1 protein-coding gene is annotated in these 409 nt (G+C 71.1%); it reads right to left on the reverse strand.

All coding sequences use genetic code 11. The annotated features are described in order from the left end of the window. Nucleotides 1-389 (reverse strand): MIP/aquaporin family protein (locus tag G3I71_RS48960; RefSeq protein WP_343243320.1); only part of this gene is annotated, 389 nt, incomplete at its 3' end. Between the last annotated feature and the right edge of the window lie 20 nt (nt 390-409).

The following is a 409-nucleotide window of genomic DNA, read 5'->3' on the forward strand; positions in this document are numbered from 1 at the left end:
TCGGACGAGCCCTTGCCCTTGATGGGCAGCAGCGCGTGCGCGATGCGCGGCCCGAGGTCACGGGCCGGGTTGATGGCGTAGCCGGTGGGCCCGCCGAGGCTCGCGCCGATGCCGACGACGAGCATCGCGACGGCGAGCGGGCCGAGGCCCGAGGGCGTCGGGCCGAACGCGAGCACGATGAACACCAGGACGAACGTCGCCAGCACCTCGGTGACGAAGTTCCAGCCGTACGAGCGCAGCTCGGGGCCGGTCGAGAACACGCCCAGCTTGACCGCCGGGTCGGCGTCCTGGTCGAAGTGCTTCTTGTACGCGAGGAACGCCAGTCCGGCGCCGATCGCGGCGCCGAGCATCTGCGCGGTCACGTAGAGGAACCCGTTGGCGGCGGTCACCGGGATGCCCTTGGCGAACT

The sequence above is a fragment of the Streptomyces sp. SID12501 genome (assembly GCF_010550245.1).
GTDB lineage: Bacteria > Actinomycetota > Actinomycetes > Streptomycetales > Streptomycetaceae > Streptomyces.